The organism is Streptomyces sp. NPDC004031, from assembly GCF_053604375.1.
In genome coordinates this window covers 144,038-169,946 of the sequence record NZ_JBSGHL010000013.1, presented here as the reverse complement: position 1 = coordinate 169,946, position 25,909 = coordinate 144,038, and the positions used below count along the sequence as shown (strand labels likewise).

The window sequence follows — 25,909 nt, the reverse complement described above, 5'->3', positions numbered from 1 at the left end:
CCGCCGCTGAGCGCCCCGACCTGGAGGTTGCTGTAGCCGAAGGTGGTGTAGGACAGCCCGAAGCCGAACGGGAAGAGCGGCTCGATGTTCTTGGCGTCGTACCACCGGTAGCCGACGTTCAGGCCTTCGCTGTACTGCACCTGCCCGTTGGTGCCGGGCCACTGGGCCGGGGTGTTGGCGGGCACGTCGGCGATCGACTTCGGGAAGGTGACCGGCAGCTTCCCGGACGGGTTGACGTCGCCGAAGATCAGCGCCGCCATCGCCGTGCCGATCTGCTGGCCGGGGTAGAAGCCCTCGAAGACGCCCGCGACCTGGTTCAGCCACGGCATGTTGATCGCCGAGTTGTTGTTGAGCACCACGATGGTGTGTGGGTTGGCCGCCGCGACCTGCGCGATCATGTCGTTCTGCTTGACCGTGCTGCCGCCGTTGTTCGGCAGGTCCAGCGTGGTGGTGTCGTGCTCCTCGTTGCCGTAGTTGTCGCTCGCGAAGACGATCGCGACATCGGAGCCGCGCGCGAGCGACACCGCGGAGTCCAGGTTGGTCGCGTCGTTGTACTGGACGGTGGTGCCGGTGCCCGCGACCCGGTTCTGGATGCCGGTGATGGGCCAGACCGTGCCGGAGCTGGTGACGGTGGCGCTGCCGCCGCCGATGGACTGCACGCCCGCGCCGCCGTCCCAGCCGATCACCGCGATCGACTTGGTGGTGGCGGTGGACAGCGGCAGGATGCCGTTGTTCTTGAGCAGGACCGTGCCCTCCTCCGCGCCCTGGAGCGCGACCTGCACATGCGCCGGGGTGGTCACGGTGGCGTCGCGGTTGCCGCTGGGCGCCTTGTCGAACAGGCCGAAGGCGAAGTACTGCGTGAGCAGCCTGCTGACCATGGTGTCCAGCGTGGCCTGGCTGACCGTCCCGGCGGCGACGGCCTGGGCCAGGAAGTCAGCGAAGAAGTACCCGTTGGGCATCTCCACGGTGAGTCCGGCGTTGGCCGACTCCACCGTGGAGTGGGTGCCGCCCCAGTCGCTGGTGATGAAGCCGCCGAAGTTCGCCTGCTGGTAGAGCCCGGTGTTCATCAGGTCCGGGTTCTGGCACGCCGGGACGCTGTTGACGATGCTGTACGCGCACATCGCCGCGGCGGGCGCGCCCTGCTGCGCCGCCGCCTGGAAGGCCGGCAGGTACAGCTCCTGCATCGTCCGCTTGTCGACGACGACCGTGCCCGCCGGGTTCTCGATGTTGTAGACGGCCACATGCTTCATCTCGGCCATCACACCCTGGCTCTGGATGCCCTTGATGTCGGCGGTGGCCATCTGCCCGTTGAGGTACGGGTCCTCGCTGAAGGTCTCGAAGGACCGGCCCCAGCGCGGGTCGCGCACGATGTTGAGTGTCGGGCCGAGTGCGACCTGCACGCCCTTGCCCGCGAACTCCTGGCCGATCGCGGCGCCGTACTGCTGCTCCAGCGCGTTGTCCCAGGTGGCCGCCGACAGGTTGGCCGAGGGCATCTGGGTGACGCCGCCGAGGCCGTCACCGACGCCGTGCGGGCCGTCCTGGAGGCCGATGGCCGGGATGCACAGCGAGGCGATACCGCTGATGTTGCCGATGTAGGGCGAGGAGTTGTTGTTGCCGTGCAGGATGGAGACCTTCTGCGCGTTCGTCATCTGCGCCATGACCTGGGAGACCCGGGTGGAGACCGGTGCGGTCGAGCCGACCCAGGGGCAGTTGCCGTCGCCGCCGCTGGGCGGCGGGGTCGTGGTGCCGCCGCTGCCGGGGGTCAGGATCGTGAACTCCCAGAGCGAGTAGCCGTACTGGGTGGCGCGGGCGGTGCCGTACATGCGTACGTAGCGGCCGGTGGCGGTGAAGGAGAGGTTCTCCACCCCGCCCTTGCCGGCGGTCGTGGAGTAGACGGTGTTCCACGTGGAACCGTTGTCCGAGACCTGGATCTGGTACGCCGTCGCGTACGCCGTCTCCCAGCTCAGCTGGGCTCCGCACAGCGACTGCGACGAGCCGAGGTCGACCTGGACCCACTGCGGGTCGGAGGCCGCGCTGGACCAGCGGGTGCCCGCGTTGCCGTCGAAGGCGGCGGAGGCCGGTGTGCCGGCGTTCTCGACGGAGGAGGCCGTGGCGGGCTTGCCGAGCGCCGCGGTGGTGGTGCCGCACACGGCGGGCGGGGTGCCGCCGCCTCCCGAGCCGCCGTAGACCTGGAACTCCCAGAGCGAGTAGCCCCACTGGGTGCCGCGGGCGGTTCCGTACATCCGCACGTAGCGGCCGGTCCCGGTGACATTGAGGGTCTGGACGCCGCCGGTGCCGGTGGTCGTGGAGTAGATCGAATTCCACGTCGACCCGTTGTCCGACACCTGGATCTGGAAGGCCTTGCCGTAGGCCGTCTCCCAGTTCAGTACGACCTGGGTGATCGGCTGGCTGGAGCCGAGGTCGACCTGGAGCCACTGCGGGTCGGACGCGGCGCTGGACCAGCGCGTGCCGGGGTCGCCGTCGACGGCCGCGCTGGCGGTGAAGGCGTCCTGGACGGAAGAGGCGGTGGCGGGCTTGCCCTGGGAGAGCAGGACGGGGCCGGCCGCGTGGGAGGAGGACGCCACGATCGACAGATACGCCGACGCGATCATGACCAGCACCAGCAGGACGACGCCCTGCGGGGATCGGAAACGTTTACGGGACAGGGAGAGCCCTTGTGGGGTGACCCTCATGTGTCTGCTCCTGTGTGTCGACTGCACAACGGGTGGGGGGTGAAGCAGAGGTGGGGCACCAGGAGCCTGAGAGCGCTCTCTGGCAGGGGATGTCTACGCCCGACCCCAGGGGGTGTCAACCTTTCTGACAGGGCGGCGGACGCGGAAAACGCTTGCTTTGCGCCGCCGTTGACATGGGAGCGCTCCCGTCCCCCCTTCGCGCCCCCGGCGGTGGCAGCCTGGGGGCATGGACGAGCAGGACGAGCGGGACGAGCAGCACGGGCAGGGCGGGGACGACCGGACCGGGGACGGACAGGGCGGGGACCGCGAGCGGATCAAGGTCGCGCTCGACGGCGTGCCCGAGACGCTGCTGTGGAATCTCTACCAGCGCTCGGTGGAGGCCGCCCGTCCCGAAGGGCGGGTGCTGGACGACCCCCGGGCGGTGGAACTGGTCGAGCGCATCGACTACCCGTTCTCCCGGTTCGGCGGCGCCGGGCTGGCCCAGTGGCACGCGCTGCGGATCGCCTGCCTCGACGCCGAGGTGCGCCGCTTCCTCGCCGCGCATCCTGGCGGCACGGTGGTGGCCCTGGGCGAGGGCCTGGAGACGCAGTTCTGGCGGGTCGACGACGGGCTGGTGCGCTGGCTGTCGGTCGACCTGCCGGAGACCGTGGCGGTACGCGACCGGCTGCTGCCCCCCGACCCGCCGCGTCGCCGCACGCTCGCCTGCTCGGCGCTCGACCTGCGCTGGATGGACGAGGTGGAGCCCGGAACACCGCCGCAGAACGTGCTGGTGACCGCCCAGGGGCTGCTGATGTACCTCCCGCCGCGGGACGTCAGGAAGCTGATCGCGCGGTGCGCCGAGCGCTTCCCCGGCGGGAGCTTCCTCTTCGACGCCGTCCCGCGGGCGATGGTGGCCCGCAGTCAGGCGGCCCAGGAGCGTGGCGCGGCGAGCGGGGACGGCTACCGCGCCCCGGCGTGGCAGTGGGGGATGAACGCCGGGGAGTACCGCAAGGTGGCCAGCGCCTCGCCGCGGATCGCGGAGGTGCGGCGGCTTGTACTGCCGCGCGGCCGGGGGCTGTTCGCGATCGCCCCGGTCTCCCATCTGGTGCCCGGACTGCGTTCGGCGCGGATGTCGATCGTGTCGGTGCGCTTCGGCCCGGCCGACTACCGTAACGGGGTCGCGCGCGGCTGACAGCGGGCGCGTGGTGGGCAGGCAAAACAAAAGACAGCAGGGCGAGTTCGGTTCGGCGACGGAAGGACGTGGACGGGTGACGGTGGAAGCCGGGTCCGGGGAACGGTCGGGCGGCAGCGGGCAGGGCGGAGCGGCAGCGGACACGGAGCTGCTGCCGTCCACCCGCAGGGCGCTGCTGCACCGGGTGGCGGTGGGGCAGCGGGACGGCCGGGCGCCGTCGCTGGTCGGCGCGGTGGTACGGGACGGGGCGCTGGTCTGGTGCGGCTCGCGCAGCATGATCGAGGGTCACGCGCCGGACGGGGACACCCAGTACCGCATCGGCTCGATCACCAAGTCCTTCGTCGCGGTGCTGGTGATGAGGCTGCGGGACGAGGGCCTGCTCGACCTCGCCGACCCGCTGGCCCGCCACCTCCCGGAGACCGCGGAGCCCGCCGGGCAGAGCGCTGACGCGGCGGCGGGTGCCGGGCTGGACGCCGCGGGCCTGCGCGCGGCCGGCCGTCTGACGGTCGCCCAACTGCTCAGCCACACCTCGGGTATCGCCTCGGAGACCCCCGGCCCCTGGTGGGAGCGCACCCCCGGCGATCTGCGGCCGGAGCTGGCCGACCTGCTGGGCATCGACCCCGTCAAGCACCCCGCAGGACGCCGCTACCACTACTCCAACCCCGGCTTCGCCCTGCTCGGCGCTCTCGTGGAGCGGCTGCGCGGGACGCACTGGTACGAGGCGCTGCGGGTGGAGGTGCTGGAGCCGCTGGGGATGCGGCGGACGACGCTGCTCCCGCAGGCTCCGGCAGCGGGCGGCTTCGCCGTCCACCCGTGGGCGGACGTGATGCGGCCCGAGGCCGTACAGGACACCGGGCGGATGGCGCCTGCCGGGCAGTTGTGGTCGACGGCCGAGGACCTGGGGCGCTGGGCGGCGTTTCTGCTCACCGGGCGGGACGGGGTGCTCGGTGCGGCGACGCTGGAGGAGATGCGGCGGCCCGCCGCGCCCCCCGAGGAGCCGGGCGCGGGGTACGGCCTGGGCCTCCAGCTCGCCCGCTTCGGGAAGCGGCGCCTGGCCGGGCACACCGGGTCGATGCCCGGCTTCCTGGCCACGGTGTGGGTGAGCCCCGAGGAGGGCGTCGGCGCCGTCGCGCTGGCCAACGCCACCTCGGGGCCGGCGGTGGGAGCCGTCGCCGCGGATCTGCTGGCGATCACCGCCGACGCCGAGCCCGGCCTGCCGCGGGCCTGGCGCCCGGCCGAGACCCTCGCGCCGGAGCTGCTGGAGCTGGCCGGGCCCTGGTACTGGGGGACCAATGCCCATGCGCTGCGGGTCGATGCGGACGGCGGGCTGAGCCTCGCCCCGCTGACGGGCCAGGGCCGCAGCACGAGGTTCCACGTGGAACACCACGGGACGGGCGGCACCTGGACCGGGCGCGAGGGCTACTACGCGGGCGAGACGCTGCGGCCGGTACGGCGGGAGGACGGCTCGCTCAGCCATCTGGACATCGGGTCGTTCGTCTTCACGCGCGAGCCCTACGATCCGTCCGCTCCGGTGCCCGGCGGTTTCCCGGGCTGGAGCTGACGGCGGAACCGGCCGCCTCCACCGGGGTGGCCGCGGGTCCCCCGGCGTCCACCGGGTCGCCCGCGGCAGGCTGGCCCTCGGCGGCGAGCACTCCGCGGGGGGCGGGGGCCCGCAGCAGCACCGCGGCGGCGACCGCGGCCACCACCAGCAGTCCGGCGGCGACCAGGAAGGCCAGGTGGTAGCCGCCGGTCAGGGCGCTGCGCAGCGGGTGGCCCGCCGCGGTGAGCCGGTCGGTGCGGGCGGCGGAGAGCGCGGCCAGCACCGCGAGGCCCAGCGCGGCACCGATCTGCTGGGCGGTGTTGAAGACACCGGAGATCAGACCGGAGTCGGCCGGGGTGGCGTCGGCCATCCCGAGCGTCATCAGCGCGGGCATCGCGAGCCCGAAGGCGGTGCCGAAGACCAGCGTCGCCGGGAGCACGTCGACCGCGTAGCCGGCGTGCCCCGCGGGCAGCCGCGCCAGCAGCAGGAAGCCGAGGGCGAAGAGCACGAGGCTCGGCAGCAGCACCGCGCGCTCGCCGAAGCGGGCGCCGAGCCGGGCGGACAGCACGAGCGACATCACACCGATGACCAGCCCGGTCGGTGCGATGGCCAGGCCGATCTCCAGCGGGTCGTAGCCCTGGACCTGCTGGAGGTAGAGCGAGACGGTGAACTGGAAGCCGAAGCCGCCCGCGACCATGAGCGCCTGCACGATGTTGGCGCCGGTCACCCGGCGGGAGCGGAAGATCCGCAGCGGCATGAGGGGCTCGGCCGCCCTCGTCTGGCGGACCAGGAAGGCCGCCAGCAGCACGAGCGACAGCACCGCGAGGCCGACGGTGGCCCCCGACGTCCAGCCGCGGTCGGCGGTGCCGACGATGGTGTAGACGCCGACCATCATCGCGGCGGTGACCAGCAGGGCCCCGGGGGCGTCGAGGCCGCGCAGCCGGGCGGTACGGGCGGTGCTCTCGGTGCGGGCCGCGGGCCGGTCGTCGGGCAGCAGTCGCAGGCTCAGGACGGCGGCGGAGGCGCCGATCGGCAGGTTGACGAAGAAGATCCAGTGCCAGTTGACGGTCTGGGTGAGCACGCCGCCGGCCAGCAGTCCGATGACGCCGCCCGCCGACTGCACGAAGCTGTAGACGCCCATCGCCCGGCCGCGGGTGCCCGGGTCGGGGTAGAGGGCGATGACCATGCCCAGGCTGACCGCCGAGACCATCGCGCCCGCCGCGCCCTGGACGAAGCGGGCGGCGATCAGCAGGCCCGCGGAGTCGGCGAGGCCGCAGGCGAGCGAGGCGGCGGTGAAGGCGGTGAGCCCGCCGACCAGGATCCGGCGGCGGCCGAGCAGGTCGCCGAGCCGTCCGGACAGCAGCAGCAGGCCGCCGAACGCGATCAGGTAGGCGTTCACCACCCAGGCCAGCGCGGACTGGGAGAAGCCGAGGTCGTGCTGGATGGACGGCAGGGCGACGGTCACGATCGTGCCGTCCAGGATGATCATGAGCGTGCCCGCGCTGAGGACGCCGAGGGCGGCGCTGCGGGATCGGGAAGACAGTGGCATGAGGTCGCCTCCTGGCGGGTGGGGATGCCAGGATCGACCGTAGCAGAAGGTTTTGTTGGGGACTATCTTTTACGGACCTAGCTTCACGGAGATCCGTCGGCCTGCCCCGTCACCGGCAACCCGCCCGTGGCGGCGGCTACTTGCGGGACTGCCGCGGGCGGCGCACCACCTCCGGGCAGTCGACCGGCTCCGCGAGCAGCCCCGTCGCCAGCGCGTTGAGCGCCGCGACGAAAGCGGCACGCTGGGGCTCCGGAAGGACGTCCAGCACCTCCTGGTGCACCCGGTCGACGATCGCCTGCCCCGTGCGCACCACCTCGGCGCCGCTCTCCGTGACCCGGATGATCCGGGCCCGGCGGTCGGTCGGCGACGGCACGCGCTCGGCGAGCCCGGCCTTCTCCAGGTGGTCGACGGTGACGACCATCGTCGTCTTGTCCAGGTCGGACAGGTCGGCGACCTGCGCCTGGGTGCGGTCCTGCTGGGCGGCGTGCGCCAGGACGCAGTGCTCGCGCGGCGACATGCCGATCTCGGCGAGGGCCGCGGTCATCCGCGTGGTGAGCACATGCGCGGTGTGCTGGAGCAGGTAGGAGACATCCGTGGTGGCGCCGAGCGCGCCTCCCGGCGGGGCGGCGGCGGGGGCTTGTGCGGTCATACCGTCGAGCGTAGCAAAATAGGTCCGCTACGGGATCGTCCCGTAGCGGACCTACTTGGGGGAGCGGTCGCGGAGCGGCGGCCGCTCAGCCCAGCTCGGGGCCGAGCAGGCCGAGCACGCCCTCGATGTTCGCGTCCAGGTAGTGCCGCAGCGTCAGCGGCACGATGTCGACCGAGGCGATGCCCTGCCGGGTGAACGGCACCCGCACCACGTCGTACTCCCCGCAGGGGTTGTCCACCTCGGGCCCGTGCCGCAGCGACAGATCCATCGACTCCAGGCGGCAGGCGAAGAAGTACTGCACCTTCACCCCGTGCGACCCGTCCCCGGCGATGTGCTCGACGGTGTCGACGAAGGCCGGGACCACGTCCGTGACCTTCGCGCCCAGCTCCTCGTCGACCTCGCGGTGCATGGCGGCGACGATGCTCGCGTCGTCGTCCTCCACCCCGCCGCCCGGGGTGACCCAGTACGGGGCGATGCCCGGCTTGGTGCGCTTGATCAGGACGAGCTGGTCGCCGTCCAGCAGCAGGGCGCGGGCGGTGCGTTTCACGACCGGGCGGGTGGCGGCGGGGCTGGGGCTGGGGTGCGTATCCGGAGGCATGCCAGTCATCTGCCGCGGCCGGAAGCGGGGCAAACGTGCGCACCGCCGGGAATCGGAGCGTGCGGGCCGGCCGTGCGCGTCCGGCGGCCGCGCCCGGCCGCCCACCTCGTCGCGCCCGGCGGCGGGCCCGTCACGTCAGACGGCCGCCGCCTCGTCCAGCGCGCGCAGCACATCGGCCACGATGTCCTCGGCGTCCTCGATCCCGACGGAGAAGCGGACGAATCCCGGCGGCACCGCGTCCCCGCCCCAGCGCGCGCGGCGCTCGGCGGTGCTCTGGATGCTGCCGAAGCTCGTGGCCTCCGACGTCATCCGCAGGGCCGCCAGGAAGCGTTCGGCGTGCGCCCGGTCGGGCAGTGTGAAGGACACCACGCTGCCGAAGCGGCGCATCTGCCGGGTGGCGACCTCGTGCGAGGGGTCGTCCGGCAACGCCGGGTGCCGCAGATCCATCACTTCGGGGCGTTTGAGCAGAGCCGTGGCAAGAGCCAGGGCGTTCGCGGACTGCTTGTCCACGCGCAGCGCGAACGTCGCGATCGAGCGGTGTGCGAGCCAGGCCTCCATCGGCCCGGGGATCGCGCCGACCGTCTTGCGCCAGTAGCGCACGCTCGCCGCGAGCCCGGCGTCGCGCGTGCTGACGTACCCCAGCAGCAGGTCGCCGTGGCCGCTGAGCGCCTTGGTGCCGCTGGCCACGGAGAAGTCGGCGCCGAGCGAGAGCGGCCGCTGCCCCAGCGGTGTGGCCAGCGTGTTGTCGACGGCGACCAGCGCGCCGGCGGCGTGGGCGGCGTCGGCGAGGCGGCGGATGTCGCACACGTCGAGCCCCGGGTTGGACGGGGTCTCCAGCCACACCAGCGACACCCCGTCCAGCGCCGCGAGCTGCGCGTCGCCCGCGGTCGGCGCGAACCGCACCGCGACCCCGTACGACTCCAGGCGCTCGCGCAGCGCGCGCGTCGTCTGGTAGCTGTCGGACGGCAGTAGCACCGTCTGCCCGGCCCTGACCTGCGACAGCAGCACCGCGGCGATGGCCGCCATGCCCGAGGCGAAGACCGCGGTGCCGACCTCGGGGTCGCCCGGTGCCTCCAGCTCGGAGATCGCCGCCTCCAGCCGCTCCCACGTCGGGTTGTCGTCGCGCCCGTAGACGTACGGCCCGGTGGGCTCGCCGGGCAGGTGGTAGTGCGAGACGAAGACGGGACCGGGCAGCGACGGCTCGTACGCCGTGGCCGGTGGCCGCCCCGCGTGCACGCTGCGCGTGCTGTCCCCGGGCCCGGCGGCGTCCCCCCGGCCCGCGGCGTCCTCGGAAGAGTGCGTGGAAAAGTTCGTGCCCCCCGGCTCGGCCGTCACTCGTCGTCCGGGAGGACGACGTGCAGGGCCCAGGACACGATGCTGACGATCAGGCCGCCGACGATCGCGGTCCAGAACCCGTGCACATGGAAGTCCAGATTCAGCTTGCCCGCGAGCCACGACGTGAGCAGCAGCATCAGGGCGTTCACGACCAGCGTGATCAGCCCCAGCGAGAGGATGAACAGCGGGAAGGACAGCACCTTGACGACCGGCTTGACCAGCCAGTTCACGACGCCGAAGACCAGGGCGACCAATATCAGGCTGAGCACCTTGCGGGCGTTGGAGTCACCGGTGAGGGTGATGTCCTTGATCACCCACGTGGCCACGCCGAGCGCTGCGGCGTTCGCCAGCGTTTTGACGACGAAATTCTTCATGGTGTGATCGTCGCAGACTCGATCAGCAGGACAAGAGACAGAGCGAAACCGTAGCCCGACCGCAGCGGAGGAGTGGCGATGAAGGTGTTCCGGCTGGACGACCTGGACGCGGAACGGGCCGCGAATCAGGGCGCTTACCTGCGCTTTCTCAAGGAGCGCACGATGTCCGCCGGGTTGTACGCGCTGCGCGCCGGTGAGACCGATACGCAAGCGCCGCATGCCCAGGACGAGATCTACCTCGTCGTGAGCGGGCGCGCGGCGCTCACGGTGGGTGACGAGACCACGACCGTCGCGCGCGGCAGCGTCGCCTTCGTCCCGGCCGGCACCCCGCACCGCTTCCACCACATCACCGAGGACCTCAGGGTCATGGTGGTCTTCTCCCCGCCCGAGCCCTAAGGGTGCAGTCAGGGTCGGATCCGGTCTCCCGGGGCCCCGCACGGGGTAGCAGTGGCCCTACAGTCGAAGTACCGGCGGATGCGCCGCCGGAAGGACCGGACCCGAAGAGGGGACGAAGGAGAGTCAAGGCGTCATGGACAAGCTGCTGAAGGGCCTGCCGTGGTGGGTCAAGTGGGTCGCGGTCCCGGTCATCGCGCTGGTGATCTTCGGCTCCCTCGTCGCGGCCCTGGTGAGTTTCGTCATCGGGCTGCTGTTCAAGGTGATCGTGTTCGTGATCCTCGTCGGCGCCCTGGTGCTGGTCGTCAAGCGCTTCACCTCCGGCGGGTCGTCCAAGCGCGACTGGTGACGGCGCCCGCGCCGTACCCCGCCCCTCCCGTACGTCTCCTCCGCCGCCGGTGGCCCCGCCACCGGCGGCGGTCGTGCGCCAGGGGCGCGGCGGCGGTGGCGGTCGTGTGCCGGGGGCGCGGCGGTGGCGTGAGACCCCCTGGTCCGGCGGTGGAGGCGGCCGCTACCGTGGTGGCTGCCTTTGCACACGCGGGAGCTCGGAGCACCGGGCTGAGAGGGCGCTGAGGAGCGGGCGCGGGCGTACACCGGTACGCCGGAGCCCCGCCGTCGCTGTGCCGACCGCCGAACCTGTTACCGGGTAATGCCGGCGTAGGGAGTAGGTCTCATGACCACGCAGGACTCACGCACGCACGCCATCGGCTGGCACAAGGACTACGTCACCGGGCCGCGGCCCGGCGTACGCGTCCCCGTCCGCCGGGTGCACCTGACCACCGGGGACGACGTGACGCTGTACGACACGTCCGGCCCGTACACCGACCCCGCGGCGGACACCGACGTCCGGCGCGGCCTCGAACCGCTGCGCGGCGAGTGGATCGCCGCCCGCGCGGACACCGAGGAATACCCGGGCCGCCCGGTCCGGCCCGAGGACGACGGCCGCAAGGCCGCTTCCGGCGGGGACCTCCGCAACCTCGACGCGGTCTTCCCCGGCCGCCCCCGGCTCCCCCGGCGCGGCCTGCCCGGCCGCCCGGTCACCCAGCTCGCGTACGCGCGCCGCGGGGAGATCACCCCCGAGATGGAGTTCGTGGCGCTGCGCGAGAACGTGGCGCCGCAGACCGTGCGCGACGAGATCGCCGCCGGGCGGGCGGTGCTGCCGGCCAACGTCAACCACCCGGAGATCGAGCCGATGATCATCGGCAAGAGCTTCCTGGTGAAGGTCAACGCCAACATCGGCAACTCCGCCGTCACCTCCTCCATCGAGGAGGAGGTCGAGAAGATGACGTGGGCGACCCGGTGGGGCGCCGACACGGTCATGGACCTGTCCACCGGCCGCAACATCCACACCACCCGCGAGTGGGTGCTGCGCAACTCCCCCGTGCCCATCGGCACCGTGCCCCTCTACCAGGCGCTGGAGAAGGTCGACGGCCGCGCGGAGGAGCTGAGCTGGGAGATCTACAAGGACACCGTCATCGAGCAGGCCGAGCAGGGCGTCGACTACATGACCGTGCACGCCGGCGTCCTGCTGCGCTACGTGCCGCTCACCGCGCGCCGCAAGACCGGCATCGTCTCGCGCGGCGGCTCGATCATGGCGGCGTGGTGCCTGGCGCACCACCAGGAGAACTTCCTCTACACGCACTTCGACGAGCTGTGCGAGATCCTCGCCGCCTACGACGTCACCTACTCGCTCGGCGACGGCCTGCGCCCCGGCTCCATCGCCGACGCCAACGACGAGGCGCAGTTCGCCGAGCTGCGCACCCTCGGCGAGCTCAACACCGTCGCCCGCGGGCACCAGGTGCAGACGATGATCGAGGGTCCGGGCCATGTCCCGATGCACAAGATCAAGGAGAACATCGACCTCCAGCAGGAGATCTGCGACGGCGCGCCCTTCTACACCCTCGGCCCGCTCACCACCGACATCGCGCCCGCCTACGACCACATCACGTCGGGCATCGGCGCCGCGATGATCGCGTGGTGGGGCACCGCGATGCTCTGCTACGTCACGCCCAAGGAGCACCTGGGCCTGCCCGACCGCGACGACGTCAAGACCGGTGTGATCACCTACAAGATCGCCGCCCACGCCGCCGACCTCGCCAAGGGCCACCCCGGCGCGCAGGCCTGGGACGACGCGCTCTCCGACGCACGCTTCGAATTCCGCTGGGAGGACCAGTTCAACCTGGCCCTCGACCCGGACACGGCCCGCGCCTTCCACGACGAGACGCTGCCCGCCGAACCGGCCAAGACCGCGCACTTCTGCTCCATGTGCGGGCCGAAGTTCTGCTCGATGAAGATCAGCAAGAGCATCACGGAGCGCTTCGGCGGCGACGCGGATCCGTCCGTCTCCGACGAGGAGGTAGCGGCGGGGATGCTCAGGAAATCCGAGGAGTTCGCCGCCGCGGGCAACCGCGTCTACCTGCCGCTGACCGACTGAGCCCACGGTCCGGCGCTGCCCCGGGAGCCCGTCCGCTTCCGGGGCGGCGCCTTGTGCACGGGCGCCACCTCCGCGCTCGTCAGGCGGCGGGGACCGGGGGCGGCCAGCCGACGGTGGAGAAGCTGCGCCACAGGCCGAGGTCCAGGACCGTGGTCGCGGACAGCGAGGTGGCCAGGTACGAGCTGGGGCGGCCGGGCGGGTCGGTGCAGTTGGCGCCCTTGTGCAGGACGATGTCGATGCCGGTGTTGTTGCTGACCTGGTCCACCCCGCTCGGCGCGAAGGAGTGGCACTTGTCGTGCACCGGGTCCTGGATGGACTGCCGGAAGGTCAGGCCGCGCGTGCCGATGACCTGCCCGCCGGAGGAGTCCGAGCAGCCGCTGGCCGCCCACACCAGCGGGGCGAGCGCGCACAGGGCGGCGAGCGTACGGCGGACACGCATGGACTTCTCCCGTCTGACCGACCCGCCTGATCAGGTACGGGACGAGTCAAACGCCGCCGGACCGCGCCCGCGAGCGGGGGCGGGCCAACCGGGTGCCGGGACGTCACGGCACCCGGGCCGCTGCGGGCGGGCCGGGGGGCGGCTCACTCCGGGGCGTGGTCGGGGCCGCCGAAGTCGGGGCTGGAGAAGTCCGGGCTGCTGAAGCGCGGCGCCGTACGCGGCGGTGATTCCTGCGGGGCGCCGAAATCGGGCCGCGAGTAGCCGAGCCGCGGGGTGCGGCGCAGCGTCGGCGCGGCGGCGGGCGCGGCGCCCGCGGTCGCCGGGTCGCTCAGCGCCTCCGTCAGGAAGGGCAGCATCCCGCGGGCGAGCAGCGCCTCGTGCCAGGCGTCGCGGGCCGCGAGCACCTCGGGCGGCATGCCCTCGGCCGAGTCGTGGATGGCGCCCGAGCCGTCCCGCAGCGCCGTCACCAGCAGCCCTATCGCGCCGACCAGGACGGATGCCGCGGTGACGGCCGCGAAGAACCACCCGGCGGTGCGCAGCGGTGAGGCGATGGCCGGCTGCGGGTCCACGGCGGACATCGCGTAGCCGATGAGCAGGAAGATCAGCGCCGCCGCGCCCGCGAGCAGCGGGGTGAGGACGGCGATCACGGCCAGCAGCCCGGCGCCCGACCCGGCGCCCTCCGCGACGCCCATCGCCGCGTAACCGAAGGCCCGGCTCTCCCGCGAGCGGGCGGCCTCGCGCACGGCGGTGCGCGCGTCGGCGCGCAGGGCGCGGTAGTCGTCGTACTCGGCGGCGGCCCGCGCGCATATCCGGTCCGCCGCGGCGAGCGCGAGCGTACGCAATTGCTCGGCGTTCAGCGGACTTCCGGCCTCGTCCGGGCCGGTGTCCGCGCCCGCCTCGGCGCCGCCGGTGCGGCCCGTACCTCGGGGGCCCCCGGTGTCGTCCTGGTCGAGGACGATGCGCAGGGCCCGGTCCAGTACGTGCTCGAAATCGGGGCGGTCCTCGTTGAGCAGGTGTGGAGCGGTGGTCATGTGCATCCCCCGATGCTCCGACTCCCCGTACGAGGCCGGTGTTCCGGTGACGGAACGGGCTCGGCCGACCGGATGCGCGGAGAGCGGTGTGCCTACGGATAAGCCGATGGTAGAGCGGGGAGGTGAGAGCGTGACAGGGTGCAACCGCGAAACGGGAAGAAATTGCGGCAGCCGGGTTCCGGCAGAGCTACGGCACGGGCGGACGGGAGCAACGGGGCACCGGGTCGGAAAACCGGACGGGAGCAACGGGGCACCGGCGCGGAGAACCGGACGGGAGCACCGCGGCACCGGTACGGAAAACCGCACGCCGACGGCCGGCCGGCCGCGGGAATCGCCGGTGGGTACGACCGGTGGGTACGACGGGTGGGTACGACCGGTGGCCGCGGAAATTGCCGTGGAAGGCCCTGTGACTAACCGATGAGCGGGAGTTGGGCGACCAGCAGCCGGCCGTCCATCGTCACGCCGCCGTCCATCGCGACCGCGAGGCTGTCGGCGTAGATCATCGGACCGCTCACCTGGTGCCCGTGTTCCTCGCCGTCCTGCGGCCCCTCGCCGCCCGCCTCGCCGAGCAGGTACGGGATCGGGCTGTGGCCGTGCACGACCCGCTGTCCGCCGTAGACACCGAGCAGTTCGCGGGCCGCCTCCGCGCCGCCGTCGCCGCGGAAGGCGAAGCGCTTGGTGAACTTGCGGAAGAGGTCCCAGCATTCGTCGGCGTCGTTGCGCTGGAGCACGCCGGTGACGGCGTCGTTCATCTCCTCGATGCTGCTGCCGTAGTCCAGGTACGCGGTGGTGTCGGAGTGCACCAGCAGGTGGCCGTCGGTGAGATGGGCCGCGTCCAGCCGGGAGATCCAGGTCAGATGCCGGTCCTCCAGCCGCTCCATGTCGGAGGGCTGGCCGCCGTTGAGGCGCCAGGCGGCGAGGAAGGAGGCTGTGCCGCCGGTGGAGTTGACCGGCTGGTCGCCGAAGCGGTGGGCGCCGAGCAGCAGCAGCTCGTGGTTGCCCATGAGGGCGCGGCAGTAGCCGCCGGCCGCGGCCGCCTCGGCGGACAGCTGCATGACCAGCTCGATGACGCCGATGCCGTCGGGGCCGCGGTCGGTGAAGTCGCCGAGGAACCACAGCCGGGCGTTGCCCGCCGACCAGTGGCCCGCGTCGTCGACCAGGCCGCGCTCGCCCAGCGCGGCGAGCAGCTCGTCGAGGTAGCCGTGCACGTCGCCGACGACGTAGAGCGGTCCGGGGCGTTCGGGCCGGTCGCCGGAAATCTCCGCGGGCTCGGCGATGACGGGCAGGTCGTGGGCGGTGGGCGTGTACTCGGCGGGGACGAGCGGGGTGTCGCGCTGGGTCGGTTCGTACGGCCGGGGCGGGGCGGGCACCGCGGGGGCGTGCGGGGGCGCGGGCGGCGCGCCGTCGAACGAGGCGGAGGGCGCGGAGGCGGGCGCCGGGTAGCCGCCGGGGGCGTGCTCGTGGCCGTAACCGGTGGCGGGCTCGGGCTCGAAGCCCGTGGAGGGGGCGTACGCGGCGGGCGCGGGGCCGAAACCGCCGGACGGCTCGTACCGCGCGGCCTGCTCGGGGCGCGGCTCACGGCCGAGTTCACCGGCGGGGACGTGGCTGGGTCCGTGGCCGGGTCCGTGGCCGTGCTCGCGCAGCGGTTCGCGGCTCGGCCCGCGCTCCGCGGCCTGCTCGTACACCGGGGCGGACAGCCCGCCCACCGCGTGCTCGTAGCCTGCCGCGCGCTCGAATCCGGGCTCGGGACGCCAGCCTTCCGCGGTCCCGGGCTCGGCCCCCTGACCTGCCCCCTGAGTCATCGACCCCTCCACGCTCGCGCCGCCATCCGCCCATCATAGGAATGACGCTGTCGCGTTGTGACATACCCGGGCAGCTGGATTTCGCAGGGTACAGACAAAACACCGCGTAGTCCCCATGGGAATGCCAAGCCTTGACGAAGGTTGTCCGGGCACGGTCCGCGGCCCGGTCGTGCGGGGCCCGCGGGCGGCTCCGGGACGGCCTGCCGGCGGCCCGGCGCAGGGCCCCGGAAGAGGCCCCCGGGGAGCCCGTGGAGGGGCCCTTCGCCGAGGGGGCCCCTGCGGAGGCCCCGTCCGTACCGTTCCCGGGGAGCGGCGGTCAGCCCTCCCCCTGGCTCGGCCCGCGCGGCGGGCTCACGGTGGTGCGGTGCGGACGCCGCTGCGACGAGGTGCGGACGATCAGCTCGGTGGGCATCACCTGCTGCACCGGGTGGGCGGGGCCGACGCCCTCGATGGCGTCGATGAGCAACTGCACCACGGCGGTACCGATCCGGCGCGGCTTGAGCGACAGCGTGGTGATCGGCGGTTCGGTGGCGGCGTATCCGGTGCTCTCGCTGCAGCAGACCAGCAGCAGGTCGTCGGGCACCCGCAGACCGTAGCGGCGGGCGGCGGCGAGCAGGTCGGTGCCGTTGGGGTCGAAGAGCCCGTAGACCGCGTCGGGACGGTCGGGGCGCGCGAGTAAGCGGTCGGCGGCGACCGAGCCGGCACACGGATCGTGCGCGGGATAGGCCTCGTAGACCGGCTCCTGCCCGACGCGCTCGCACCACTCCAGGTAGGCGGTCGTCGACAGCCGGGTGTACGTGTCGGTGCTGGTGCCGGTGAGCAGCCCGATGCGGCGGGCGCCGGCGTCGGCGAGGTGGTCGAGGATGCCGAGGACGGCCTCCTCGTGGTCGTTGTCGACCCAGGCGTGCACGGGCAGACTGCCCGCCGGGCGGCCGTCGCTGACCACCGGCACGCCCTGCCGGACGAGTTCGGTGACCACCGGGTCCTGGTCGGAGGGGTCGACGACGACCGTGCCGTCCAGCGCCACATTGCCCCACACGTCGTGCCGCGAGGACGCCGGCAGGATGACCAGGGCGTAGCCGCGGGCGAGCGCGGCGGAGGTGGCGGCTCTGGCCATCTCCGCGAAGTACGCGAACTCGGTGAAGGTGAACGGTTCTTCGCCGTATGTCGTCACCGTCAGGCCGATCAGGCCCGACCTGCCGGTGCGCAGAGTGCGGGCGGCGGCGGACGGGCGGTAGCCCAGCCGGTCGGCGACCTCGCGGACATGGCGGCGGGTGGCATCGGGCAGTCGGCCCTTGCCGTTGAGCGCGTCGGAGACGGTCGTGATCGAGACGCCGGCGGCTGCGGCGACGTCCCTGATGCCCGCCCGCTCCAGCCGGCGTCCGATGGACCGGCTCGCCTGGTGATTACCTGCTGCTGTCATGGCGTGCCGATAGTAGGGCGGCGTTGGTCCGTCCGGTGGCCTTCCCGACAGGCGTATGGAAGAAAGGTTTCTCCATGATCGAAGCCGTTATGCGAGGTGGAATATGCAGGCGGCAGGCGGGGAGTTGGCGGAATACACCCGCGTGGGCGCGATTCCATCGGCCAATGGCCCAGCGCAAGCAGGAGCGGCAACTCACTCCTACGGGGGATGCGCGCCACCCAGCGCGCCACCGGAGCATGGTGCGGCGCACACTCCCGACGCAACTCCCGGCACGCCGAGACCCGGGTGGCGTGGGCCGATACGCGCGCCACCTCGCGCCGATGCCGCGCCGGTGGCGCGCCACCCCCACCGCGCCACCCCCGCGGCAGGACAGGGGTGGAACAGGGGGTGGGCCTGCGGGGTGACGTACCGCACTCCCCAGCGGCGCGGCGCCCTCGTAGGGTGTGGCCATGAGCCCCGAGACCCCCAAGCTGCGCGCGGAACTGGACGGTATCCCGACCTACAAGCCGGGACGCCCGGCGGCGGCTGCCGCCGGCGCGCCCGCCTTCAAGCTGTCCTCGAACGAGAACCCGTATCCGCCGCTGCCCGGCGTCCTGGAGGCGGCGACGGCCGCCGCGGCGTCCATCAACCGCTACCCGGACCTGGCCTGCTCGGAGCTGACCGCGGAGCTGGCCGAGCGTTTCGGGGTGCCGGCCGCGCACGTTGCGACGGGGACGGGCTCGGTCGGGGTGGCGCAGCAGCTGCTCCAGGCGACGTCCGGACCGGGCGACGAGGTCATCTACGCCTGGCGGTCCTTCGAGGCTTATCCGATCATCACCCAGATCAGCGGGGCGCGGGCGGTGCAGGTACCGCTGGACGCCGCGGAGAAGCACGATCTGGACGCGATGGCCGACGCCGTCACCGACCGGACCCGGCTGATCTTCGTGTGCAACCCCAACAACCCGACCGGCACCGTCGTGCGCCGCGCCGAGCTGGAGCGGTTCCTGGACCGGGTGCCGGGCGATGTGCTCGTCGTACTGGACGAGGCCTACCGGGAGTTCATGACCGACCCGGAGGTGCCGAACGGCATCGACGTCTACCGGGACCGGCCCAATGTCGCGGTGCTGCGCACCTTCTCCAAGGCCTACGGCCTCGCCGGGCTGCGCATCGGCTTCGCCATCGCGCACGAGCCGGTCGCCGAGGCGCTGCGCAAGACCGCGGTGCCCTTCGGGGTGAGCCAGCTCGCCCAGGACGCCGCGGTCGCGAGCCTGCGGGCCGAGCCGGCGCTGCTGGAGCGGGTCGCGGGGCTCGTCGCGGAGCGGTCCCGGGTGGTGGCCGAGCTGGCGGCGCAGGGCTGGACGGTGCCGGAGACGCAGGCGAACTTCGTCTGGCTGCGGCTGGGGGAGCGCACCTCGGACTTCGCGGCGGTGTGCGAGCGGGCCGGGGCGACGGTCCGGCCGTTCGCGGGCGAGGGCGTCCGGATCACGATCGGCGAGACCGAGGCCAACGATCTGCTGCTGCGGACGGCGGCCGACTTCCGCAAGGAGCTCTGACCGAGTCCTTCCGGCCACCGATAAACAACCTCTGACCTGCTCTTTCGCCCTCTGACCACCCCCCGGTGGCAGGGGGCGAACGCATGTGCGCGATACTGCTTGTGAATGAGTTCACGTTCACAAGCGCGACGCAAAAGGAGACGTATCGTGCAGCTCGCACTGGAGCCACTGAACGTCGCCAGGTGGCAGTTCGGAATCACGACGGTCTACCACTTCCTGTTCGTTCCCCTGACGATCTCGCTGTCCGCGCTGACCGCGGGACTGCAGACCGCCTGGGTGCGGACCTCCAAGGAGAAGTACCTCCGGGCCACCAAGTTCTGGGGCAAGCTTTTCCTGATCAACATCGCCATGGGCGTGGTGACGGGCATCGTCCAGGAGTTCCAGTTCGGCATGAACTGGTCGGACTACTCGCGCTTCGTCGGCGACATCTTCGGCGCCCCGCTGGCCTTCGAGGCGCTCATCGCGTTCTTCTTCGAGTCGACCTTCATCGGGCTGTGGATCTTCGGCTGGGACAAGCTGCCGAAGAAGATCCACCTGGCCTGCATCTGGATGGTCTCGCTCGGCACGATCCTGTCGGCGTACTTCATCCTCGCGGCCAACTCCTGGATGCAGCACCCGGTCGGCTACCGCTACAACCCGGTGACCAAGCGGGCCGAGCTGACCGACTTCTGGGCCGTGCTGACCCAGAACACCGCGCTCGCGCAGTTCTTCCACACCATCTCCGCGGCCTTCCTCACCGGCGCCGCCTTCATGATCGGCATCGCCGCCTACCACCTGGCGCGCAAGCGGCACATCGCCGTGATGCGCTCCTCGCTGCGGCTCGCGCTGGTCGTCGCCGTGGTGGCCGGGGCGCTCACCGCGATCAGCGGCGACCAGCTCGGCAAGGTGATGTTCAAGCAGCAGCCCATGAAGATGGCCGCCGCGGAGGCGCTGTGGGACGGCGAGAAGGGCGCGCCCTTCTCGATCTTCGCCGTCGGTGACGTGAACAAGGGCCACAACGAGGTCGCCATCGACGTCCCCAACCTGCTGTCCTTCCTGGCCACCGACAACTTCGGCTCGTACGTCGGCGGCATCAACGACGTCGAGAAGGCCGAACAGCAGAAGTACGGTCCGGGCGACTACCGGCCGAACATCCCGGTCGCCTACTGGGGCTTCCGCTGGATGATCGGCTTCGGTGTCGTCTCGATCGGCGTCGGCGCGGCCGGGCTGTGGCTCACCCGGCGCCGGCTGTGGGTCGCGCCCGAGCACCGCACCGGCCCCGACGAGGTGCCGAACCTGATGCTCACCCGCTCGACCCGCTTCGGTCCGGGCCTGTCCCGCTGGTACTGGCGGGTGGCCCTGCTGACCATGGGCTTCCCGCTGCTCGCGAACTCGTGGGGCTGGATCTTCACCGAGACCGGCCGTCAGCCCTGGGTCGTCTACGGCGTGCTGCGCACCCGCGACGCCGTCTCCCCCGGGGTGACCACCGGCCAGGTGCTGACCTCGCTCATCGTCTTCACCGCCCTCTACGGGGTCCTCGCGGTCGTCGAGATCGGGCTGCTCGTGAAGTACGTCAAGGCGGGCCCGCCGGAGCTGACCGAGGACGACCTCCGGTCCCCCACCCGGATCGGCGGCGGCGGTACGGCCGACGGCGACGCCGAGGACGCCGACCGGCCGATGGCCTTCTCGTACTGAGCGGCAGGAGGAAAAGATCATGCAGTTGCACGACGTCTGGTTCGTACTCATCGCCGTTCTGTGGACCGGCTACTTCTTCCTGGAGGGCTTCGACTTCGGCGTCGGAGTGCTCACCAAGCTGCTCGCGCGGGACCGCACCGAGCGGCGCGTGCTCATCAACACGATCGGCCCGGTCTGGGACGGCAACGAGGTGTGGCTGCTCTCCGCGGGCGGCGCGACCTTCGCGGCCTTCCCCGACTGGTACGCGACGCTCTTCTCCGGCTTCTACCTGCCGCTGCTGGTCATCCTGGTGTGCCTGATCGTGCGCGGGGTCGCCTTCGAGTACCGCGCCAAGCGGGACGGCGAGCGCTGGCAGCGCAACTGGGAGCACGCGATCTTCTGGACCTCGCTGGTGCCCGCCGTGCTCTGGGGCGTCGCCTTCGCCAACATCGTGCACGGCGTGAAGATCGACGCGCACAAGGAGTACGTCGGCGGCTTCTGGGACCTGCTGGGCGGATACGCGCTGCTGGGCGGCCTGGTGACCCTCGTGCTCTTCACCTTCCACGGCGCGGTGTTCGTCTCGCTCAAGACGGTCGGCCCGATCCGGGAGCGGGCCCGAGCCTTCGCCACCCGGGTGGGCGCGCTCGCGGTCGTCCTGGCGCTGGCCTTCCTGATCTGGACCCAGGCCGCGAGCGGCAACGGGCGCAGCCTGGTCGCACTGGTCGTGGCCGCGGTCGCGCTGCTGCTCGCGCTGGGTGCCAACGCCGTGGGACGGGAGGGCTGGTCGTTCGCCTTCTCCGGGGTGACGATCGCGGCGACCGTCGCCCTGCTCTTCCTGAGCCTGTTCCCGAACGTGATGCCGTCGTCGCTGGACAGCGCGTGGAACCTGACGGTGACCAACGCCTCGGCGACCCCGTACACGCTGCGGATCATGACGTGGTGCGCGGCCGTCGCCACCCCGCTGGTGCTGCTCTACCAGGGCTGGACCTACTGGGTGTTCCGCAAGCGCATCGGGACGCAGCACATAGCCGGGGCGCAGCCCGCGAGCGTCCCGGCGGCGGGAGCGCGGTGATGTTCCACGTGAAACACATACGCGACGCAAGGGGGTGTTCCACGTGAAACCGGTCGATCCGCGTCTTCTGCGGTACGCGCGCACCACCCGGGTCTTCCTCGCGGGCACGGTGGCGCTGGGCCTGGCGGGTGCCGTGCTCATCGTCGCGCAGGCAACGCTGCTCGCGGACCTGGTGGTCGGCGGCTTCCAGCACGGTGAGGGCACCGGCCGGCTGGGCAGCGACCTGCTGTGGCTGGCGGCCGTGTCGGTGGGGCGGGCGCTCGTGGCCTGGCTGACCGAGCTGTGCGCGCACCGCTCGGGGGCCGCGGTCACCTCGCAATTGCGGGGCCGCTTGCTGGAGAAGGCCACCGCGCTGGGACCGGCGTGGCTGACCGGGCGGCGCAGCGGTGAGCTGACCACCCTGGCCACCCGCGGTATCGACGCGCTGGACGACTACTTCGCCCGCTATCTGCCGCAACTGGGCCTCGCCGCGGTGGTGCCCGCCGTGGTGCTGGCCCGCATCGTGCTGGCGGACTGGATCTCGGCGCTCACCATCGTGCTGACGCTCCCGCTGATCCCGCTGTTCATGGTGCTCGTCGGCTGGGCCACCCGGGACCGGATGGACCGGCAGTGGCGGCTGCTGGGCAGGCTCTCCGGGCATTTCCTCGACGTGGTCGCCGGGCTGCCGACGCTCAAGGTCTTCGGACGCGCCAAGGCACAGGCCGAGAACATCCGCGCCATCACCGGCGACTACCGCAAGGCCACGCTGCGGACCCTACGGATCGCCTTCCTGTCGTCCTTCGTGCTGGAACTCCTGGCGACGATCTCGGTTGCACTCGTCGCTGTCGACATCGGCATGCGCCTGGTGCACGGTGAACTGTCGCTGCGCACCGGACTGCTCGTGCTGATCCTCGCGCCCGAGGCGTATCTGCCGCTGCGGCAGGTCGGGGCGCAGTACCACGCCGCCGCGGAGGGCCTGGCCGCCGCCGAGCAGGTCTTCGAGGTCCTGGAGACCGAGCCCGCCGCCCGGCCCGGCACCACCCCGGCGCCCGACCTCGCCACCGCGACCGTACGGGCCGAGGGCCTGGCCGTCCGCAGCGAGGGAGTGCTCGCGCCCACCTCCTTCACCCTCGCGCCCGGCGAGACGCTGGCCGTCACCGGGCCCAGCGGCGTCGGCAAGAGCACGCTGCTCAGCGCACTGCTCGGCTTCGCCCCCGTGGCGCAGGGCAGCGTCACGATCGAGGCCGCGGACGGCACGGCGGTCGACCTGCGCACGATCGACCCCGCCTCCTGGCACCGGCAGATCGCCTGGGTGCCGCAGCGGCCGCACCTCTTCCCGGGCACGGTCGCGGACAACGTCCGGCTGGTACGGCCCGACGCCCGCGACGCCGACGTGGACGCCGCACTCGCGGCAGCCGGTGTGCTGGGCTTCGCCGCCCCCGACGACCTCGTCGGGGAGGACGGCGCCGGACTGTCCGCAGGCCAGCGGCAGCGCCTCGCCCTGGCCCGCGCCTTCCTCGCCGACCGCCCCCTGCTGCTGCTCGACGAGCCGACCGCCAACCTCGACGGTGACACCGAGGCCGCGCTCATCGCGACGCTGCGCGAACTGACCCACGGCCGCACGACGGTCCTGGTCGCACACCGTCCGGCCCTGCTGCCGCTCGCCGACCGGGTTCTCGCGCTGGAGCCCGGGGAACCGGGGACGGCGTACGGCGTCATGGCGGCTGCGGGGGAGACCGGACGGGCGCGCGCCACCGCGGTGGCCGCACCGGTCACGGGCGGTGCCGACGGGGCGCGCGCGGATGCGAGGCAGGACCGGGACGGGGACACGGCAGGTGCCGCGGCCGCCCGTACCGGTGCCGTGCCGCGGACCGGCGACGACGAGACGGGTCCGCTGCTGCGCGGACGCGGGCTGCTGCCGATGGCGCGGGCACGCGGATTCCGCGGGCGGTTCGCCGCGGCGTGCGGGCTGGGCGCGCTCGCGCTGCTCTCCTCTGTGGGGCTGATGGCGACGTCCGGGTGGCTGATCAGCCGCGCGTCGCAGCAGCCGCCGGTGCTCTACCTGATGGTGGCCGTGACCGCGACCCGCGCCTTCGGCATCGGGCGGGCGGCCTTCCGCTACGGGGAGCGGCTGGTCGCGCACGACGCGGTCTTCCGCGCGCTGGCGGGCGTACGGGTCGCCGTCTACCGGCGGCTGGAGCGGCTCGCCCCCGCGGGGCTGCGCGAGCGGCGGCGCGGCGATCTGCTGTCGCGGCTGGTCGCGGACGTCGATGCCGTGCAGGACCACTACCTGCGCTGGCTCCAGCCCGCCATCACCGCCGGGCTCGTGGTGCTGACCTCCGCGGCCTTCGCGGGCTGGCTGCTGCCCGCCGCGGGAGTCGCGGTCGGTGCCGGGCTGCTGGTCGCCGGGGTCGCGGTGCCCGCGCTGGCCGGAGCCGCCGCCCGCCGGACCGAGGCCCGGCTCGCCCCGGCCCGCGGGGAACTGTCGGCCCGGGTGCTCGCCCTGTTCACCGGCACCGCAGAGCTGACCGTGGCCGGTGCGCTCGACCGGCGCCGCGCGCAGGCCGCCGACGCCGACCGCACCCTCACCGCGATCGCCGCCCGGTCCGCCGCGGTGACCGCGCTGGGCGCCGGTCTGACCACGCTGGCCTGCGGTCTGACCGTGACGGCCTGCGGCTGGCTCGGGGTACGCGCGGTCGTGGCGCACCAGATGCCGGGGGTGGCCCTCGCGGCGCTGCTGCTCGCGCCGCTCGCCGCCTTCGAGGCCGTCAACGGCATGCCGCTCGCCGCCCAGCAGCGGCAGCGCAGCCGCCGGGCGGCCGAGCGGGTGAACGACGTGCTCGACGCCCCGCTGCCGGTCAGCGAGCCCGAGCATCCTGCGGCCCCGCCCGCCTCGCCCTTCCCGCTGGTGGTCCGCGACCTGACCGCGCGCCACCCCGGCCGGGGGGAGGCGGCGCTCAACGGTGTCGACCTCACCCTCACCGCGGGGCGCCGGGTGGCGGTCGTCGGCCCGTCCGGCGCGGGCAAGACCACGCTGGCCCATGTGCTGCTGCGCTTCCTGGACGCCGAGTCCGGCACGTACACCCTGGGCGGTGTGCCCGCGGCCGACTGCGACGGCGACGACGTACGGCGCCTGGTGGGCCTGTGCGCGCAGGACGCACATGTGTTCGACAGTACGGTCCGGGAGAACCTGCGGCTGGCCAGGCCGGGCGCCGGGGACGACGAGCTGCGGTCCGCGCTGGCCGCCGCCCGCCTGGACCTCGACCTGGACGCGGCCGTCGGCGAGCACGGCGCCCGGCTGTCGGGCGGCATGCGCCAGCGGCTCGCGCTGGCCCGCGCCCTGCTCGCCGGCTTCCCCGTGCTGGTGCTCGACGAGCCCGCCGAGCACCTGGACACCGCCACCGCCGACGCGCTGACCGCCGACCTGCTGGACGCCACCCGCGCGCACGACCGTACGACGCTGATCGTCACGCACCGGCTCGCCGGGCTCGCGGACGGCGCCGTCGACGAGATCGTGGTGCTGGACGCGGGCCGGGTCGTGCAGCGCGGCTCCTACCGCGACCTGGCCGAGGCGGACGGCCCCTTCCGCCGCACCCTGGAGCGCGAGCGGACCGCCGACGCGGCAGCCGCCTGCGGGGTGTCCTCGGCATCCGCCGCGGGGGCGCTGCTGACCGCCGCGGCCTGACACCCGGCGGAGGTGGGCGGAGGTCCTGCGGCCCGGTTGCAGCGGTATCCGGGCCGCAGGACGCTGAAAAGGACGGCGCGGCCGCGTTTTTCCGTGCGCGCGCAGAGCGCAGACCGCCGGCCGCGCACTGCCGGAAGGGTGAATCCCCATGCGGATGCTGCTCACCGCGAGGATGGACACCGAGGCCGCGAACCAGGCGGTGGACGACGGCACGATGTCCAAGACGATGCAGGAAATGGCCGAGGAGCTGCGGCCGGAGTCCGCCTATTTCACGGCGTCCGAAGGCGAGCGCTGCTGCTACATGGTTTTCGACATGAAGGACAGCGCGCAGATGCCGCCGATGCTCGAACCGTTCTTCCACGCCGGGGCGAAGGTCGACGTGCGGCCTGTGATGACCATGGACGACCTGCAGACCGGGCTCGCCCGTCTGGGCCGCTGACCTGGGTCCGGCCGGTCCGCCCCGGCCGTCCGGAAAGAACCCGCAGCGCGCTCCGGACATCCCCGAAATCGCCGCCGCATCACCCGCGCCGCCCTCCGCCGCAGGCGCATATTGCGCC

At 72.7% G+C, this 25,909-nt stretch carries 20 protein-coding genes; 10 read left to right on the top strand and 10 right to left on the bottom strand.

Features of this window, described 5'->3' with window-relative positions; genetic code table 11:
• Positions 1 to 2,612 (bottom strand): discoidin domain-containing protein (locus tag ACWERV_RS11400; protein WP_452931587.1); only part of this gene is annotated, 2,612 nt, incomplete at its 3' end.
• A 307-nt stretch (positions 2,613 to 2,919) separates the two neighbouring features.
• On the opposite strand from ACWERV_RS11400, the gene ACWERV_RS11395 reads away from it, so the two are divergent.
• The gene (locus ACWERV_RS11395; RefSeq protein ID WP_452931559.1) at positions 2,920 to 3,864 is read left to right on the top strand and encodes a class I SAM-dependent methyltransferase; all 945 of its coding nucleotides are present in this window, start codon (positions 2,920 to 2,922) and stop codon (positions 3,862 to 3,864) included.
• A gap of 148 nt (positions 3,865 to 4,012) precedes the next feature.
• Complete coding sequence (locus tag ACWERV_RS11390; protein ID WP_452931584.1) at positions 4,013 to 5,425, top strand: serine hydrolase domain-containing protein; 1,413 nt, start codon at positions 4,013 to 4,015, stop codon at positions 5,423 to 5,425.
• Here ACWERV_RS11390 and ACWERV_RS11385 read toward each other — a convergent pair.
• The 5 genes from ACWERV_RS11385 to ACWERV_RS11365 all read right to left on the bottom strand — a co-directional run bounded on the left by ACWERV_RS11385 (position 5,364) and on the right by ACWERV_RS11365 (position 9,909).
• Positions 5,364 to 6,953, bottom strand: a complete 1,590-nt coding sequence (locus tag ACWERV_RS11385; protein ID WP_452931557.1) for a DHA2 family efflux MFS transporter permease subunit — start codon at positions 6,951 to 6,953, stop codon at positions 5,364 to 5,366. The genes ACWERV_RS11390 and ACWERV_RS11385 overlap by 62 nt on opposite strands.
• A gap of 136 nt (positions 6,954 to 7,089) precedes the next feature.
• The gene (locus ACWERV_RS11380) at positions 7,090 to 7,602 is read right to left on the bottom strand and encodes a MarR family winged helix-turn-helix transcriptional regulator (protein WP_452931554.1); all 513 of its coding nucleotides are present in this window, start codon (positions 7,600 to 7,602) and stop codon (positions 7,090 to 7,092) included.
• 85 nt (positions 7,603 to 7,687) lie between these two features.
• Positions 7,688 to 8,200 (bottom strand): NUDIX domain-containing protein, encoded by a 513-nt coding sequence (locus tag ACWERV_RS11375; protein WP_452931551.1) that lies wholly within the window; start codon positions 8,198 to 8,200, stop codon positions 7,688 to 7,690.
• 135 nt (positions 8,201 to 8,335) lie between these two features.
• Positions 8,336 to 9,535, bottom strand: coding sequence for a cystathionine gamma-lyase (locus ACWERV_RS11370; RefSeq protein ID WP_452931548.1), 1,200 nt, complete (start codon positions 9,533 to 9,535; stop codon positions 8,336 to 8,338).
• The gene (locus ACWERV_RS11365) at positions 9,532 to 9,909 is read right to left on the bottom strand and encodes a phage holin family protein (RefSeq protein WP_452931545.1); all 378 of its coding nucleotides are present in this window, start codon (positions 9,907 to 9,909) and stop codon (positions 9,532 to 9,534) included. The genes ACWERV_RS11370 and ACWERV_RS11365 overlap by 4 nt, the downstream gene beginning before the upstream one ends.
• Positions 9,910 to 9,987: 78 nt before the next feature.
• Here ACWERV_RS11365 and ACWERV_RS11360 point away from each other — a divergent pair, with 78 nt between their 5' ends.
• The 3 genes from ACWERV_RS11360 (at position 9,988) to thiC (ending at position 12,736) form a co-directional block, all read left to right on the top strand.
• A complete protein-coding gene (locus ACWERV_RS11360; protein ID WP_398175191.1) occupies positions 9,988 to 10,305 on the top strand; it encodes a cupin domain-containing protein in 318 nt (105 codons plus the stop codon).
• Positions 10,306 to 10,438: 133 nt separating this feature from the next.
• Positions 10,439 to 10,651, top strand: a complete 213-nt coding sequence (locus ACWERV_RS11355) for a DUF5326 family protein (RefSeq protein ID WP_031512659.1) — start codon at positions 10,439 to 10,441, stop codon at positions 10,649 to 10,651.
• Between the two features lie 324 nt (positions 10,652 to 10,975).
• Positions 10,976 to 12,736 carry a phosphomethylpyrimidine synthase ThiC gene (gene thiC / locus ACWERV_RS11350; RefSeq protein ID WP_398175193.1) on the top strand — a complete coding sequence of 587 codons (1,761 nt, stop codon included), beginning with the start codon at positions 10,976 to 10,978 and terminating at the stop codon, positions 12,734 to 12,736.
• A 79-nt stretch (positions 12,737 to 12,815) separates the two neighbouring features.
• Here the strand turns inward: thiC and ACWERV_RS11345 are convergent, their stop codons facing one another.
• From ACWERV_RS11345 to ACWERV_RS11330, 4 genes are all read right to left on the bottom strand, one after another.
• Positions 12,816 to 13,175, bottom strand: coding sequence for a hypothetical protein (locus ACWERV_RS11345; RefSeq protein ID WP_398175195.1), 360 nt, complete (start codon positions 13,173 to 13,175; stop codon positions 12,816 to 12,818).
• A gap of 143 nt (positions 13,176 to 13,318) precedes the next feature.
• Positions 13,319 to 14,212 carry a hypothetical protein gene (locus ACWERV_RS11340; RefSeq protein ID WP_452931541.1) on the bottom strand — a complete coding sequence of 298 codons (894 nt, stop codon included), beginning with the start codon at positions 14,210 to 14,212 and terminating at the stop codon, positions 13,319 to 13,321.
• Between the two features lie 404 nt (positions 14,213 to 14,616).
• Positions 14,617 to 16,008, bottom strand: a complete 1,392-nt coding sequence (locus ACWERV_RS11335) for a metallophosphoesterase (RefSeq protein WP_452931538.1) — start codon at positions 16,006 to 16,008, stop codon at positions 14,617 to 14,619.
• A gap of 316 nt (positions 16,009 to 16,324) precedes the next feature.
• Complete coding sequence (locus tag ACWERV_RS11330; protein WP_398175201.1) at positions 16,325 to 17,431, bottom strand: LacI family DNA-binding transcriptional regulator; 1,107 nt, start codon at positions 17,429 to 17,431, stop codon at positions 16,325 to 16,327.
• Positions 17,432 to 17,880: 449 nt separating this feature from the next.
• Between ACWERV_RS11330 and hisC the strand changes: the two genes are divergently transcribed.
• The 5 genes from hisC (at position 17,881) to ACWERV_RS11305 (ending at position 25,791) form a co-directional block, all read left to right on the top strand.
• Positions 17,881 to 18,963 (top strand): histidinol-phosphate transaminase, encoded by a 1,083-nt coding sequence (hisC, locus tag ACWERV_RS11325; RefSeq protein ID WP_452931535.1) that lies wholly within the window; start codon positions 17,881 to 17,883, stop codon positions 18,961 to 18,963.
• A 147-nt stretch (positions 18,964 to 19,110) separates the two neighbouring features.
• The gene (locus ACWERV_RS11320; RefSeq protein WP_452931532.1) at positions 19,111 to 20,637 is read left to right on the top strand and encodes a cytochrome ubiquinol oxidase subunit I; all 1,527 of its coding nucleotides are present in this window, start codon (positions 19,111 to 19,113) and stop codon (positions 20,635 to 20,637) included.
• A 19-nt stretch (positions 20,638 to 20,656) separates the two neighbouring features.
• Positions 20,657 to 21,688 carry a cytochrome d ubiquinol oxidase subunit II gene (cydB, locus tag ACWERV_RS11315; protein WP_452931529.1) on the top strand — a complete coding sequence of 344 codons (1,032 nt, stop codon included), beginning with the start codon at positions 20,657 to 20,659 and terminating at the stop codon, positions 21,686 to 21,688.
• Between the two features lie 43 nt (positions 21,689 to 21,731).
• Positions 21,732 to 25,352, top strand: a complete 3,621-nt coding sequence (cydD, locus tag ACWERV_RS11310) for a thiol reductant ABC exporter subunit CydD (RefSeq protein ID WP_452931526.1) — start codon at positions 21,732 to 21,734, stop codon at positions 25,350 to 25,352.
• Positions 25,353 to 25,500: 148 nt separating this feature from the next.
• Positions 25,501 to 25,791: a DUF3303 family protein gene (locus tag ACWERV_RS11305; RefSeq protein ID WP_452931523.1), complete on the top strand. Its 291-nt coding sequence runs from the start codon at positions 25,501 to 25,503 to the stop codon at positions 25,789 to 25,791.
• Positions 25,792 to 25,909: the final 118 nt, after the last annotated feature.

What these genes read in the sequence shown, in the direction of transcription:
- cydB (WP_452931529.1), top strand. Translation starts at nt 20,657, where the DNA reads ATGCAGTTGCACGACGTCTGGTTCGTACTCATCGCCGTTCTGTGGACC.
- ACWERV_RS11380 (WP_452931554.1), bottom strand. Translation starts at nt 7,602, where the DNA reads ATGACCGCACAAGCCCCCGCCGCCGCCCCGCCGGGAGGCGCGCTCGGC.
- hisC (WP_452931535.1), top strand. Translation starts at nt 17,881, where the DNA reads ATGAGCCCCGAGACCCCCAAGCTGCGCGCGGAACTGGACGGTATCCCG.
- ACWERV_RS11340 (WP_452931541.1), bottom strand. Translation starts at nt 14,212, where the DNA reads ATGCACATGACCACCGCTCCACACCTGCTCAACGAGGACCGCCCCGAT.
- ACWERV_RS11345 (WP_398175195.1), bottom strand. Translation starts at nt 13,175, where the DNA reads ATGCGTGTCCGCCGTACGCTCGCCGCCCTGTGCGCGCTCGCCCCGCTG.
- ACWERV_RS11375 (WP_452931551.1), bottom strand. Translation starts at nt 8,200, where the DNA reads ATGCCTCCGGATACGCACCCCAGCCCCAGCCCCGCCGCCACCCGCCCG.
- ACWERV_RS11385 (WP_452931557.1), bottom strand. Translation starts at nt 6,953, where the DNA reads ATGCCACTGTCTTCCCGATCCCGCAGCGCCGCCCTCGGCGTCCTCAGC.
- ACWERV_RS11395 (WP_452931559.1), top strand. Translation starts at nt 2,920, where the DNA reads ATGGACGAGCAGGACGAGCGGGACGAGCAGCACGGGCAGGGCGGGGAC.
- thiC (WP_398175193.1), top strand. Translation starts at nt 10,976, where the DNA reads ATGACCACGCAGGACTCACGCACGCACGCCATCGGCTGGCACAAGGAC.
- ACWERV_RS11360 (WP_398175191.1), top strand. Translation starts at nt 9,988, where the DNA reads ATGAAGGTGTTCCGGCTGGACGACCTGGACGCGGAACGGGCCGCGAAT.
- ACWERV_RS11330 (WP_398175201.1), bottom strand. Translation starts at nt 17,431, where the DNA reads ATGACAGCAGCAGGTAATCACCAGGCGAGCCGGTCCATCGGACGCCGG.
- ACWERV_RS11365 (WP_452931545.1), bottom strand. Translation starts at nt 9,909, where the DNA reads ATGAAGAATTTCGTCGTCAAAACGCTGGCGAACGCCGCAGCGCTCGGC.
- ACWERV_RS11335 (WP_452931538.1), bottom strand. Translation starts at nt 16,008, where the DNA reads ATGACTCAGGGGGCAGGTCAGGGGGCCGAGCCCGGGACCGCGGAAGGC.
- ACWERV_RS11355 (WP_031512659.1), top strand. Translation starts at nt 10,439, where the DNA reads ATGGACAAGCTGCTGAAGGGCCTGCCGTGGTGGGTCAAGTGGGTCGCG.
- ACWERV_RS11305 (WP_452931523.1), top strand. Translation starts at nt 25,501, where the DNA reads ATGCGGATGCTGCTCACCGCGAGGATGGACACCGAGGCCGCGAACCAG.